The 12,007-nt window shown below is 71.7% G+C and carries 13 protein-coding genes and 1 riboswitch; of the genes, 10 read left to right on the top strand and 3 right to left on the bottom strand.

What is annotated here, in order from left to right; genetic code table 11:
* Positions 1 to 26: 26 nt before the first annotated feature.
* Together ACFO6S_RS01495 and ACFO6S_RS01490 are read right to left on the bottom strand one after the other, a co-directional pair.
* Positions 27 to 767, bottom strand: coding sequence for an ABC transporter ATP-binding protein (locus tag ACFO6S_RS01495; RefSeq protein ID WP_378413447.1), 741 nt, complete (start codon positions 765 to 767; stop codon positions 27 to 29).
* A gap of 15 nt (positions 768 to 782) precedes the next feature.
* A complete protein-coding gene (locus ACFO6S_RS01490; protein WP_378413445.1) occupies positions 783 to 1,604 on the bottom strand; it encodes an ABC transporter permease subunit in 822 nt (273 codons plus the stop codon).
* A gap of 165 nt (positions 1,605 to 1,769) precedes the next feature.
* Positions 1,770 to 1,880, top strand: a riboswitch (TPP riboswitch).
* Between ACFO6S_RS01490 and ACFO6S_RS01485 the strand changes: the two genes are divergently transcribed.
* The 8 genes from ACFO6S_RS01485 (at position 1,872) to ACFO6S_RS01450 (ending at position 9,322) form a co-directional block, all read left to right on the top strand.
* Positions 1,872 to 3,233, top strand: coding sequence for a purine-cytosine permease family protein (locus tag ACFO6S_RS01485; RefSeq protein WP_378413444.1), 1,362 nt, complete (start codon positions 1,872 to 1,874; stop codon positions 3,231 to 3,233). (Overlaps the previous riboswitch by 9 nt.)
* On the top strand, positions 3,230 to 3,835 hold the full coding sequence (locus ACFO6S_RS01480) for a TenA family protein (RefSeq protein WP_378413442.1): 606 nt from the start codon (positions 3,230 to 3,232) through the stop codon (positions 3,833 to 3,835). Before ACFO6S_RS01485 ends, ACFO6S_RS01480 begins: the two co-directional genes overlap by 4 nt.
* Positions 3,832 to 4,443 carry a thiaminase II/PqqC family protein gene (locus tag ACFO6S_RS01475; RefSeq protein WP_378413440.1) on the top strand — a complete coding sequence of 204 codons (612 nt, stop codon included), beginning with the start codon at positions 3,832 to 3,834 and terminating at the stop codon, positions 4,441 to 4,443. The genes ACFO6S_RS01480 and ACFO6S_RS01475 overlap by 4 nt, the downstream gene beginning before the upstream one ends.
* A 161-nt stretch (positions 4,444 to 4,604) precedes the next feature.
* The gene (locus ACFO6S_RS01470; RefSeq protein WP_378413438.1) at positions 4,605 to 5,453 is read left to right on the top strand and encodes an ABC transporter ATP-binding protein; all 849 of its coding nucleotides are present in this window, start codon (positions 4,605 to 4,607) and stop codon (positions 5,451 to 5,453) included.
* Positions 5,454 to 5,463: 10 nt separating this feature from the next.
* A complete protein-coding gene (locus ACFO6S_RS01465; protein ID WP_378413437.1) occupies positions 5,464 to 6,273 on the top strand; it encodes an NUDIX hydrolase in 810 nt (269 codons plus the stop codon).
* Between the two features lie 10 nt (positions 6,274 to 6,283).
* Positions 6,284 to 7,063: an enoyl-CoA hydratase/isomerase family protein gene (locus ACFO6S_RS01460; RefSeq protein ID WP_378413436.1), complete on the top strand. Its 780-nt coding sequence runs from the start codon at positions 6,284 to 6,286 to the stop codon at positions 7,061 to 7,063.
* Between the two features lie 63 nt (positions 7,064 to 7,126).
* Positions 7,127 to 8,143 carry a class I SAM-dependent methyltransferase gene (locus ACFO6S_RS01455; protein ID WP_378413434.1) on the top strand — a complete coding sequence of 339 codons (1,017 nt, stop codon included), beginning with the start codon at positions 7,127 to 7,129 and terminating at the stop codon, positions 8,141 to 8,143.
* Between the two features lie 15 nt (positions 8,144 to 8,158).
* Positions 8,159 to 9,322 carry a THUMP-like domain-containing protein gene (locus tag ACFO6S_RS01450; protein ID WP_378413432.1) on the top strand — a complete coding sequence of 388 codons (1,164 nt, stop codon included), beginning with the start codon at positions 8,159 to 8,161 and terminating at the stop codon, positions 9,320 to 9,322.
* A 9-nt stretch (positions 9,323 to 9,331) separates the two neighbouring features.
* On the opposite strand, the gene ACFO6S_RS01445 is transcribed toward ACFO6S_RS01450, so the two are convergent.
* Complete coding sequence (locus ACFO6S_RS01445; protein ID WP_378413430.1) at positions 9,332 to 10,639, bottom strand: outer membrane protein assembly factor BamB family protein; 1,308 nt, start codon at positions 10,637 to 10,639, stop codon at positions 9,332 to 9,334.
* A 289-nt stretch (positions 10,640 to 10,928) separates the two neighbouring features.
* Between ACFO6S_RS01445 and ACFO6S_RS01440 the strand changes: the two genes are divergently transcribed.
* Both ACFO6S_RS01440 and ACFO6S_RS01435 read left to right on the top strand, forming a co-directional pair.
* The gene (locus tag ACFO6S_RS01440) at positions 10,929 to 11,168 is read left to right on the top strand and encodes a hypothetical protein (protein ID WP_378413428.1); all 240 of its coding nucleotides are present in this window, start codon (positions 10,929 to 10,931) and stop codon (positions 11,166 to 11,168) included.
* Positions 11,169 to 11,232: 64 nt separating this feature from the next.
* Positions 11,233 to 11,985 (top strand): acyltransferase, encoded by a 753-nt coding sequence (locus tag ACFO6S_RS01435; protein ID WP_378413426.1) that lies wholly within the window; start codon positions 11,233 to 11,235, stop codon positions 11,983 to 11,985.
* The last annotated feature ends 22 nt before the right edge of the window (positions 11,986 to 12,007 follow it).

Genomic DNA, 12,007 nt, shown 5'->3' with positions numbered 1-12,007 from the left:
TGGGAGGGGTGGCGGGTGCCGACCGGTCAGGTGTGCACCCCGAGCAGGTCGAGCAGTCGGGCGGCGTGCTCGGCGGCAGCGGCGGTCGCGTGCCTGCGGGGGCGGGGCAGGTCGATCGACACCTCGTGCGCGATGCGGCCGCCGTCGAGTACCAGCGCCCGGTCGGCGAGCGCGACCGCCTCGGTCACGTCGTGGGTGACCAGCAGGACCCCGAAGCCGTGCTCGCCGAACAGGCGCAGCAGCAGCTGGTGCATGGACAGCCGGGTCAGCGCGTCCAGCGCCCCGAACGGTTCGTCGAGCAGCAGCAGCGTCGGCTCGGCGACCAGCGCCCGGGCGATTGCCGCGCGCTGGGCCTCGCCACCGGACAGGGTGAGCGGCCAGGCGTCCCGGCGGTGACCGAGCCCCACCTCGTCGAGTGCCCGGACGGCCTTGGCGTGTCGGCCGGCCCCGCGCCTGCGGTCGGGCACACCGAGTTCGACGTTGGTCGCCACGTCCAGCCAGGGCACCAGTCGTGGTTCCTGGAAGGCGACGGTGGGTCGGCCGTCGGTGACCACCTGCCCGGTGTGCTCACCCGACAGTCCGGCGAGCACCCGCAGCAGGGTCGACTTGCCCGAGCCGCTGCGGCCGAGCAGCGCCACGATCTCGCCGCGCGGGATCTCGAGGTCGACCCCGTCGAGGACGGCACGACCGTCGAAACTCTTGCGCAGACCGGTGATTCGAGCGGCAGGGGTGGTGGGGGAGGCGGGGAGAGTGAGGGTGGAAGTCATGACGGGTGCTCCTTGTCAGCGGGAGGCGGCCGGTTGCCAGCGCAGTGCCCGCAACTCGAACCAGCGCACGATCGAGTCGGTGACCAGCCCGAGCAGTCCGTAGACGAGCAGGCCGAAGATGACGATGTCGGTCCGAAGGAACTCGCGGGCGTTGTTCACGAGGTAGCCCAGGCCCTGACCGGCGTTGATCTGCTCGGCCACGATCAGCGAGAGCCACGCGATGCCCAGGCTCTGCCGCAATCCGACCAGGATGTTCGGCAGCGCGCCGGGGAGAACCAGTCGTCGCAGGCGTTCGAGGCGGGTCAGCCGCAGCACCCGGCCGAGTTCGAGCAGCTTCGGGTCGAGTTGGCGGATTCCCGAATAGGTGTTGAGGTACAGCGGGAATGCGACCCCGAGCGCGATGAGGTAGACCTTCGGTTCCTCGCCGATGCCGAACCAGATGATGAACAGCGGGATCAGTCCGAACAGCGGCACGGTGCGGAGCATCTGCAGCGGCGGGTCCAGCAGGTACTCGCCGAACGAGCCCAGACCGGCGACGGTGCCGCACACCACGCCCAACAACGCGCCCAGCGCGAAGCCGAGGAGCACCCGCTGGCCCGAGACCGCGAGGGCGTCGGCGAGCGCCCCGGACCGGTACACCTCGAGACCCGCGGCGGCGATCACCGAGGGCGCGGGCAGGACCTTCCCCGAGAGCAGGCCGGAACCGCTGCCGATCTGCCAGGCCAGCAGCAGGGTCAGCGGCGCCAGTGCCCGCAGGAAGCCGCGACGCCGGTACAGCGGCACGGACGCGGCGGGCGGCCGGTCGCGTGCCGTCGCGGACGCGGTGGTCACGGACATCGGGTTCCTCCGTTTCGGGCCGGTCCGACCCGACCGGCGGGACCGTTGCGTCATCCTGCGCGGGCGCCTTCCCACTGGGAAGGGTTGAAATCAGCGCGAGCTGATGTGCCGGACTGCGGACCTGGGTTCGGCTTGGACCACCGGGCCCGTTCGGCCTATGGTTGGCCCGTCCAGCACGGGAGCCCAGGCAACGTAGGGCTGAGAGGGAGCACGGCTGCTCCGACCGTTTCACCTGATCCGGGTCATTCCGGCGTAGGGAGCAGCGCGATGTCCGTCGTACCGTCACGTCCGTCCGAGGTGGCAGGCCCAGCCCAGCCGTCGGAACCGTCCTTCACCCTCGACGAGGCCCCCGTCCGGACGCTGGGCCTGGCGTCCCAGATCGGTCTGTGGGGCAACCTCGGGATTTCGCTGCTGCTGCCGGTGGCCGCGACCTTCGCCGTGCTGCAGGGACAGTCGCTGCTGGCGACCCTGCTGGCCGTGGTGGTCGGCGCGGTGATCGGTTCGACGCTGCTCGGCCTGTGCGCCGCCGCAGGCGCCACCGTCGGCGCTCCCGCGATGGTGATGATGCGCGGGCTGCTGGGCGCCCGGCTCTCGGCCCTGCCGACGATCGTCAACCTGGTGCAGTGCGTCGGTTGGGCCACCTTCGAGGTGTTCGTGATCGCGGAGGCCGCCGCCCGGCTCACCGGCTGGCAGCGCTGGCCGTTCGTCCTGCTCGGTGGCGTGGTGGCCACCGCGATGGCGCTGTGGCCGCTGAAGGTGGTGCACATCCTGGCGCGGTACGCGGTGTGGGCGGCGCTGGCGTCCACGGTCTACCTGTTGGTGAACGTGCTGATGAAGGACCTGCCGTCACTCACGGACGGCAGCTTCGCCGGGTTCTGGTCCAGCGTGGACCTGGTGATCGCGATGCCGATCTCCTGGGTGCCGCTGGCCGCGGACTACGCCCGGCACTCCAAGTCGCCGCGGGCGGCGTTCCTCGGCGCCGCCGTCGGGTACGGCGGTGCGACCGTCGCGTTCTTCACCCTCGGCGTGCTGGCCTTCGTCGCGTTCGGGCTCGAGCCCGGCTTCGACGTCATCGGCAGCCTGCTGGTGCTGCCGCTGGCCGGGGTGGCGCTGCTGATCCTGCTGATCGACGAGGTCGACGAGGCCTTCGCGAACATCTACTCGACGGCCATCAGTGCGCAGAACCTGCGGCCCAGCCTGGACCGCCGCTACCTGGTGGTCGGGGTCGGCGTGGTCGCGACCCTGCTGGCGCTGACCGTCGACGCATACAGCTACGAGCCGTTCCTGTTCCTGATCGGAGCGGTGTTCGTGCCGCTGACCGGTACCTTCCTGGTGTCGTTCTACCTGCTGCGCCGGCGCTCCGGCGCGGGCTGGGACGTGTCGGCGTCGTCGCCGGCCCGGTGGGAGATGCTGGTGCCCTGGGTGATCGGGTTCGTGGTGTACCAGCTCGTCACCCCCACCTATTTCACCGGCTTCGGCGCCGGCTGGACCCAGTGGTGGACGGATCTGCAGGCGGGGCTGGGCATTCCGGCGGCCGGCTGGTCCGCGTCGCTGGTCTCGCTGGCGGTCGCGGCGGGCGTGACCGCCCTGATCGGCCTGGCGCGGCCCCGAAAGGCGGTGTCGGCATGAGCCTCTCGCAGCGGCTGCAGGAACTCGGACGGCCCCTGGTGGCCGAACAGTTGGCGCATCCGACGGTGGCCGGCATCGGCCGCGGTGACCTCGACCCGGCCGAGTTCGCCAAGTGGCTCGAGCAGGACTACCTGTACCTGCTGGACTACACGCGGATGTTCACGCGGCTGGCCTGGCAGGCGCCCGACGGTCATCTGGGCACCCTGGTCGACCTGGCCCACGCGACCTACCGCGAGGAGCTGGACCTGCACCGCGGACTGTCGGAACCCTTTGGTGCGCAGTTCGACTCGGCCGTCAAGAGTCCGCAGTGCATCGCCTACACCGACTTCCTGATCGACGCCGCCGCCGACTATGGTCGCGGGCTGGCCGCGCTGCTGCCGTGCACGTGGGGGTACGCGCAGCTGGGTCAGGCGCTCGCGGTGAACCCGCCCGCCGACCCGCGGTACCGGCGCTGGGTGGACACCTACGCCGACCCGGGCTTCGCCGCGCTCGCGCAGCGCTGCGCCGACATGCTCGACGAGGCCGCCCCCGACGAGGCCGTCGCCGAGGAGGCGTTCATGACCGCGATGCGTCACGAGCTGGCCTTCTGGGACGCCCGGTGAGTCGGGCCGATGCGCTGCTCGCCGAGCAGGCGCGGGTGTGGCCGACTCTGGCGGAGCACCCGTTCGTGCTGGCCACCGCCGACGGGACGTTGCCCGAGGCGGCCTTCGAACGCTGGCTGCTCGAGGACCACGCCTTCGTCGTCGAGTTCCGGCGGTTCCTGGCCGGGGTGCTGACCCTGGCGCCCGACGAGGCGGCCCGGGACGTGCTGGCGGGCGGGATCGCCGCGCTGACACCGGAGTTGACGCTGTTCCGGGCGGAGCTGGCCCGGCGCGGCCTGGACCCGGCCGCCTACACCCCGAGCCTGGGTTGCGCGTCGTACACGGGCTTCATGCTGGCGAGCCTGCACGACGGCTACGAGGTGGCCTCGGCGGTGCTCTACGGGGTGGAGAAGGCGTACCTCGACGCGTGGACCACGGTGCGCGAGCGGGCGGCGGCGGCGGACTCGCGCTACCGCGAGTTCATCGACAACTGGGCGGCGGCTCCGTTCGCGGAGTACGTGGCCGATCTCGGCGAACTGCTCGGGGACGGTGCGCCGACCGCGCCGCAGCGCGTCGCGTTCGGCCGGGTCGCAGGCTTCGAGGTGCAGTTCTGGGACGCGCTGGTCTGACCGACCGGTCCGGGCGCCCCGGATCGCGTCGTCCGCCGTCGAGCGACGCCCGCCGGCCGTCCGGTCCGCCCTGCCGCCGCCGAGTGAACGCTTCCGTTCATTCGATGCGGGGCGACACGCGCCGGGGACCTGTCGCACGCGCCGCGCGCAGGTGCGCAAGGATGGGCGTCGTGTCCGAACCTGATCCCGACCTGTTGATCCAATTCGAGGACGTGCTCATCCGGCGCGGCGGCAACACCCTGGTGGGGCCCGTCAGCTGGAACGTCGAGCTCGACGAGCGCTGGGTTGTGCTGGGCCCCAACGGGGCCGGCAAGACCTCGCTGATGCGGATCGCCTCCGCCGAGGTGTACCCGACGTCCGGGACGGCGCACCTGCTGGGCGAGACGCTCGGCCGGGTGGACATCAGCGAACTCAAGCCGCGGATCGGCATGTCCTCCTCGGCCGTCGCCAGCCGGGTGCCGGGGGACGAGATCGTCAGCGACCTGGTGGTCTCGGCCGGCTACGCGGTGCTCGGGCGCTGGCGCGAGCAGTACGACGCGATGGACACCGACCGGGCCGTCGAGATGCTCGAGAGCCTCGGCGCCGAGCACCTCGTGGACCGCACCTACGGCACCCTGTCCGAGGGGGAGCGCAAGCGGGTGCTGATCGCCCGAGCGCTGATGACCGACCCGGAACTGCTGCTGCTCGACGAGCCGGCCGCCGGGCTGGACCTCGGTGGCCGGGAGGACCTGGTGGCCCGGCTGACCGACCTGGCCCTGGATCCGGACGCCCCGGCGATCGTGCTCATCACCCACCACGTCGAGGAGATCCCGCCGGGCTTCACGCACGCGATGCTGCTCAAGGAGGGCGGCGTCGTCGCGCAGGGACTGATCGAGGACGTGATCACCTCGGCGAACCTCTCCGAGGCGTTCTGCCAGGAGATCGCCCTCGACCACGTCGACGGCCGCTACTTCGCGCGCCGGGCCCGGGTACCGGGACGCCACCGCCGGGGTGGCTCGTCCGGCGCGTAGGTTGCCTGGCATGACCGATTTCACACTTGCCGCCGAGGTGCCGGCCAAGGACGCGTCCACCGTCATCCTGCTCCGTGACTCCGACGCCGGGCCGGAGGTGTTCCTGCAGCGCCGGGTCGCCGGGATGGCCTTCGCCGGCGGCATGACGGTGTTCCCGGGCGGCGGCGTCGACCCGCAGGACGCCGTGGCCGAGGTGGCCTGGGCGGGACAGCCGGTCTCCTGGTGGGCCGAGCGGTTCGGTGTCGACGAGGGCAAGGCGAAGGCGCTGGTGTGCGCCGCGGTCCGGGAGACCTTCGAAGAGTGCGGGGTGCTGCTGGCCGGCCCGACCGCGGACACCGTCGTCGCCGACACCTCCGGCTACGCGCAGGCCCGCAAGCAGCTGGAGGCGCGGGAGTTCTCGTTCAGCGAGTTCCTGGCCCGCGAGAACCTGGTGCTGCGCGCGGACCTGTTGCGGCCCTGGGCCAACTGGGTCACCCCCGTCGGCGAGCACCGCCGCTACGACACCCGGTTCTTCGTCGCCGCCGCGCCCGCCGGGCAGATCGCCGACGGCGCCACCTCCGAGGCCGCCGAGGCGGACTGGCAGACGCCGGCCGCGGCGGTCGCGGACTGGACGCGGGGGCACACGATGCTGCTGCCGCCGACCTGGTCGCAGCTGACCGCGATCGGCGAGTTCGCCGCCGTGGCCGACGTGCTGGCGGCCGAGCCGGAGATCCCGGTGATCCTGCCGACGCTGTACCAGGAGGACGGCCAGCTGCGGGTCCGGTTCCCCAACCAGGAGCCGTACTACGCCGCCGGAGCCCACCCCTGGGGCAAGCGGTAGCCTTCGCGACATGGCTGAGTTTGTGACTCTCGAGGTTTCTGACGGCATCGGCACCATCCGGCTGGCCCGTCCCCCGATGAACGCGTTGAACCGTCAGTTGCAGGAGGAGCTCCGGGCCGCGGCCCGCGAGGCCACCGTCAACTCGGAGGTCAAGGCGGTCATCGTCTACGGCGGCGAGAAGGTCTTCGCGGCAGGCGCGGACATCAAGGAGATGGCGGAGATGTCCTTCGCCGAGATGGCGCCGATCGCGGGCGAGCTGCAGTCCGCGCTGGGCTGCATCGCCGAGATCCCGAAGCCGACGGTCGCCGCGATCACCGGCTACGCGCTCGGCGGCGGACTCGAGATCGTGCTCGGTGCGGACCGTCGCATCGCAGGCGACAACGCCAAGCTCGGCGTCCCCGAGGTGCTGCTCGGCGTGATCCCCGGTGGCGGCGGCACCCAGCGCCTCGCGCGGCTGATCGGCCCGAGCAAGGCCAAGGACATGGTGTTCACCGGCCGCTTCGTCGGCGCGGAGGAGGCCCTCGCGATCGGCCTGATCGACGAGATGGTCGCCCCTGACGAGGTGTACAACGCCGCCCGCGCCTGGGCGTCGAAGTTCGTCGGCGGCGCGAGCCGGGCGCTGGCCGCCGCGAAGGCGTCCATCGACCAGGGCCTGGACACCGACCTGAACACCGGCCTGAAGATCGAGGCGCAGCAGTTCGCGGCCCTGTTCGCGACCGCGGACCGGACCATCGGCATGGCCTCCTTCGTCGAGAACGGGCCGGGCAAGGCCCAGTTCACGGGCGCCTAATACCGCATCTTCACGTGTAAAACTAGAACTTGTTCATCACGTACCAGCGAGTAGGATCGACGCATGACTGCAAGCCCCACTGACGACACGTCCGTCGCCCCGTCCGCCTCCGGTGACGTGGTGGACCCTGCGCCGCGCCCGCACGCCACCGCCGAAGAGGTCGAGGCGGCGCGCAAGGACACGAAGCTCGCCCAGGTGCTCTACCACGACTGGGAAGCGGAGACCTACGACGACAAGTGGTCGATCTCGTACGACGAGCGCTGCATCGACTACGCCAAGGGCCGGTTCGACGCCGTCGCCGGGGACCTGCCGCTGCCGTACGAGCGGGCGCTCGAGCTCGGTTGCGGCACCGGCTTCTTCCTGCTCAACCTGATGCAGGGTGGGGTCGCCAAGACCGGCTCGGTCACCGACCTCTCGCCGGGCATGGTCAAGGTCGCGCTCCGCAACGCCGAGAACCTCGGCCTGGAGGTCGACGGTCGCGTCGCCGACGCCGAGCGGATCCCGTACGACGACAACACCTTCGACCTCGTCGTCGGCCACGCGGTGCTGCACCACATCCCGGACGTCGAGCAGTCGCTGCGCGAGGTCCTGCGGGTGCTCAAGCCGGGCGGCCGTTTCGTCTTCGCAGGCGAGCCCTCCACGGTCGGCAACTTCTACGCCCGCTGGCTCGGCCGCGCCACCTGGGAGGCCACCACCACGGTCACCAAGCTGCCGTTCCTGGCCGACTGGCGTCGTCCGCAGGAGGAGCTCGACGAGTCCTCCCGCGCCGCCGCGCTCGAGGCCGTCGTCGACATCCACACCTTCGACCCCACCGACCTCGAGAACATGGCGGTCTCGGCAGGCGGCACCGAGGTTCGGGCCATCACCGAGGAGTTCGCCGCGGCGCTGCTCGGCTGGCCGGTCCGCACCTTCGAGGCGGCGGTTCCCCCGGAGAAGCTCGGCTGGGCCTGGGCCAAGTTCGCGTTCGGCGGGTTCAAGACGCTGAGCTGGGTCGACGAGAAGCTGCTCAAGCACATCGTCCCGCGCAACTTCTTCTACAACGTGATGATCACCGGCGTGAAGCCGGAACCTAAGAAGTAGGAGCGAAGATTCTCTGTGGGCTATGACTTCACCACCGAGGACGTCGCGTACCTGAGGTCATCCGACGGTGCCGCCGCCCTCGCGGAGGTCGATCAGCTCGAACTGTCCACGCGCACGCACCTGGCCGACATCGGCCGGGTGCGTGCGCGTTTCGGCGACCGCTCCGGCTCGCTGGTGGAGACGGCGCTGCTGCGCCGCCGGGCGGTGGGCAAGCTCGACGAACCCGCGCGCTGGCTGCTCACCGACGACGCCCTGCAGCAGGCCACCCCGACGGTGGTCGCCCGCCGTCGGGCCGGCCGGGTCGCGGGCCGGGCGGTGCACGACGTGACCTGTTCGGTCGGCGCCGAGCTGTCCGCGCTGGTCGGCGTCGCGAGCGAGGTCCTCGGCAGCGACCTCGACCCGGTGCGCCTGGCCATGGCCGCGCGCAACGTGCCCGCCGCGACGGTGCTGCGGGCCGACGCCCTCGTCCCCGTCAGCCGCGACACCGTCGTGCTGGCGGACCCGGCGCGGCGGGCGGGCGGCAAGCGGCGGCACGACCCGTCCGCGCTGCAGCCGCCGCTGCCGGACCTGCTCGACGCGTACCGCGGCCGCGACCTGTCGGTCAAGTGCGCGCCGGGCCTGGACTACGACGCACTGGACTGGGACGGCGAGGTGGAGGTCGTCTCGCTCGCGGGCGGGGTGCGCGAGGCCTGCCTGTGGTCGCCGGGCCTGGCCGGGCCCGGGGTCCGGCGGCGCGCGACCGTGCTGGCCGCGGACGGCACCGGCTGGGAGCTCACCGACGCCGAACCCGACGACATCCCCGAACGCGAGCCCGGCGACTGGATCGTCGACCCGGACGGCGCGGTGGTCCGGGCCGGCCTGGTCCGGCACTACGCGGCCCGGCACGGCCTGTGGCAGCTGGACCCGCGGATCGCCTACCTGACCGGGGACACGGTGCCCGCCGGGATGCGCGGGTTCCGGATCCTCGGTCAGTTCAAGTACACCGAGAAGGCGCTGCGGCAGGAGCTGGCGCGGCTCGACTGCGGCGTGGTGGAGATCCTGGTCCGCGGTCTCGACGTGGACCCCGCGCTGCTGCGGCCGCGGCTCAAGCTCCGTGGCTCGGTGTCGCTGTCGGTGGTGCTGACCCGGATCGGTCGCGGCCCGGTCGCGTTCGTCTGTGCGGCCGGCGCCCGCGACTGAGCCGGGGCGTCAGCGCAGGACGAACAGCTCGCCGAGCGCGGTGGCGGTGAGCACCTCGCCGTCGGGCCCGATCGCGGTGCCCGTCGTGGGACCGCCGCCGCCGGGCAGGGTGTCCTGGTCGAGCGTCTCGCCGGTACCGGTGTCGAAGGTCAGCAGCGAGGTGGGGGCCGACGCGTCGGGACCCTCCCGGACCTCGGTGTAGCCGACGGCGCCGCCGGCCTGCGCGGGGCCGCCGACCGGGGCGAGGTCCCTGCGTTCCCACGCCACCTCGGCGTGGTCGCCCCGGTCGCGCAGCGCCAGCAGGTGCCCGCCCTGGCCGGGGGCCGGGATGATCAGCCCGTCCGACGACACCGACGGCGTGCCCGCGGCGGGGTAGCCGAGCGGCCGGCTCCACCGGAGCTGACCGGTGGCGGCGTCGAGCGCCCAGAGCGTGCCCTTGTTGTCCCCGGCGTAGACCGTCGTACCGTCGGCGGAGAGGCTGGGGCTCGCCGAGGTGCCGCCGTCGAGGACGTCCGCGGACCACAGGCCGGTGAGGGCGCCGTCGGCGTACCGCATCGCGACCACGGACGCCCGGTCGCGGTCGGGCAGGCGCAGCGTGAGGTAGAAGTTACCGCTGGCGAGGTCGATCGCGGGTCCGGCAGGCACCGGGCACTCGGGGCCACCGAAGGCGCACTGGTCCAGGCCGAGGTCGGCAGGCGGCAGCGGCAGGTTCTGCCCCTCGGCCGCGGTCGGTGCCGGGATCAACTGGTGCGAGGGGACCACTTCGCGGCCGTTCTGCGGGTTCAGCACGGACACCACGCCGAACTGGGTGACGAACAGGAGGTTGCCGTCGCCGGTGAACTGGGCCGACAGCGGCGTGCCGCTCACGATCGTGCGCCAGCGCAGCTGCCCGAGCTCGGTGAACGAGTTCATCGCGCCGTCCTCGCCGACGTAGATGTTGGTGGCGCGGTCGACGACCGGGGTGGCGGCGGCGACTGCAGGCGCGAGGCGGTTGCACCACCGCTTGCGGCCGCTGTCGAGCTCGAAGGAGTACAGGTTGCAGCCGTGCTCGGCCCGGGTGGTGACGAAGACCTGCCCGCCCGCGGAGACGGACGGGCCGCTGGTGGTCGGTGCGAGGAGCGGCCGCGACCAGGCGAACGACGGGGTGCGGGGGCCGTCGGCCGGCGAGGTGTTGCTGCTGCGGGCGTCGGCGTGGGCGCCGGGCCAACCGCCCGCCGAGAAGACGTCCTGCACCGGTGCGCCACCGCCGCAGGCTGCGAGGGCCAGCGCGGCAACCGCCGTCAGGGAGACCGCCGTCGACCGTAGGACACGCCGCATTCGTCACTCCTCGTGTGGATTTCGCTCGAGGGAAGACTATCGGTCCCGGTGACCGACGGCCGACACCCGCCCTTGGGCGCCCGGAGAGTGTTCGTCGGTGTCGTCGGATCTGTAGTCATTGTGATGGGCGCGTGATTAAATCGGACAGGAAGGTCTGATCGTAATCAGCAATTCGAATCCTGATTATGGACGAAACCCGAATCGGGACGGATCGCAGTGTCCGGATCGAGAGCCTGAGCTGATCCGAGACCAGACGGAAACGGTGTGCCGGCTGAAGGGATCGGGTCGGATGAGTGTCACGGACAGTTCGGCAGTGTCGGGGGAGCCGCTCGCGACGGAGGTCGATCACCTGCTCGGGTGTCGCGGTGCCGGGGTGGTGGTCGTGGTCGCCCTCATCGTCGGGGGAGCCGTTCTGGTCGGCGCGACGACGGGGTCGGTGTCCGTCGGGCTGGTCGCCGGGCTCTGCGCCGCGGCCGCGGCGATGATGCTGTGCCGGGCCTGCCGGGTGGGTGAGACCGAGGTCCGGTGACGGTCCGGACCGGTGACGCCGGGTAGTGGCGGAGCTCACCGCGACGGGCCGTAGGCTGCAAGCCATGACCAGCATGTGGGGCGCACCGTTGCGCACGAGGTGGCGAGGATCCCGGCGGACCGACAGTGACCAGGCGCGGTTCCTGACCCGTGATTCGTTGAACTGGGTTCTCGCGAACAAGGCCTACACGCCGTGGTACCTCGTTCGCTACTACCGGCTGGCGAAGTTCAAGCTGGCCAACCCGCACGTGGTGCTGCGCGGCATGGTCTTCCTCGGCAAGAACGTGGAGATCCACTCGACTCCCGGGCTCTCCCGGCTCGAGATCGGCAAGTGGGTGCACATCGGCGACGGCAACGCGATCCGCTGCCACGAGGGTTCGCTGCGGATCGGCGACAAGGTCGTCTTCGGCAAGGACAACGTCGTCAACACCTACCTCGACATCGAGATCGGCGCCTCCACCCTGGTGGCCGACTGGTGCTACATCTGCGACTTCGACCACCGGATGGACGACGTCAACGTCCCGATCAAGGACCAGGGCATCGTCAAGGGCCCGGTGCGGATCGGTCCGGACACCTGGATCGCTGCCAAGGTCACCGTGCTGCGCAACACCGCGATCGGCCGCGGCTGCGTGCTCGGCGCGCACGCGGTGGTCAAGGGCGAGGTGCCGGACTACAGCATCGCCGTCGGCGCGCCGTCGAAGGTCGTGAAGAACCGCAAGGAGGCGTGGGAGGCGGGCGCCGCCGACCGCGCCAAGTACGTCGCCGCGCTCGAGGACATCGCCCGCAAGAAGGCGGCCGCCGAGACCGCCAACGCGTAGTCGCTCCCGCGCCCGTGCGTCC

Source organism: Rhodococcus kronopolitis (assembly GCF_042654025.1).
Lineage (GTDB): Bacteria > Actinomycetota > Actinomycetes > Mycobacteriales > Mycobacteriaceae > Rhodococcus_G > Rhodococcus_G kronopolitis.
This window is presented reverse-complemented; position numbering and strand designations above follow the sequence as displayed.

What these genes read in the sequence shown, in the direction of transcription:
- ACFO6S_RS01495 (WP_378413447.1), bottom strand. Translation starts at nt 767, where the DNA reads ATGACTTCCACCCTCACTCTCCCCGCCTCCCCCACCACCCCTGCCGCT.
- ACFO6S_RS01490 (WP_378413445.1), bottom strand. Translation starts at nt 1,604, where the DNA reads ATGTCCGTGACCACCGCGTCCGCGACGGCACGCGACCGGCCGCCCGCC.
- ACFO6S_RS01485 (WP_378413444.1), top strand. Translation starts at nt 1,872, where the DNA reads ATGTCCGTCGTACCGTCACGTCCGTCCGAGGTGGCAGGCCCAGCCCAG.
- ACFO6S_RS01480 (WP_378413442.1), top strand. Translation starts at nt 3,230, where the DNA reads ATGAGCCTCTCGCAGCGGCTGCAGGAACTCGGACGGCCCCTGGTGGCC.
- ACFO6S_RS01470 (WP_378413438.1), top strand. Translation starts at nt 4,605, where the DNA reads ATGGGCGTCGTGTCCGAACCTGATCCCGACCTGTTGATCCAATTCGAG.
- ACFO6S_RS01465 (WP_378413437.1), top strand. Translation starts at nt 5,464, where the DNA reads ATGACCGATTTCACACTTGCCGCCGAGGTGCCGGCCAAGGACGCGTCC.
- ACFO6S_RS01460 (WP_378413436.1), top strand. Translation starts at nt 6,284, where the DNA reads ATGGCTGAGTTTGTGACTCTCGAGGTTTCTGACGGCATCGGCACCATC.
- ACFO6S_RS01455 (WP_378413434.1), top strand. Translation starts at nt 7,127, where the DNA reads ATGACTGCAAGCCCCACTGACGACACGTCCGTCGCCCCGTCCGCCTCC.
- ACFO6S_RS01445 (WP_378413430.1), bottom strand. Translation starts at nt 10,639, where the DNA reads ATGCGGCGTGTCCTACGGTCGACGGCGGTCTCCCTGACGGCGGTTGCC.
- ACFO6S_RS01440 (WP_378413428.1), top strand. Translation starts at nt 10,929, where the DNA reads ATGAGTGTCACGGACAGTTCGGCAGTGTCGGGGGAGCCGCTCGCGACG.
- ACFO6S_RS01435 (WP_378413426.1), top strand. Translation starts at nt 11,233, where the DNA reads ATGACCAGCATGTGGGGCGCACCGTTGCGCACGAGGTGGCGAGGATCC.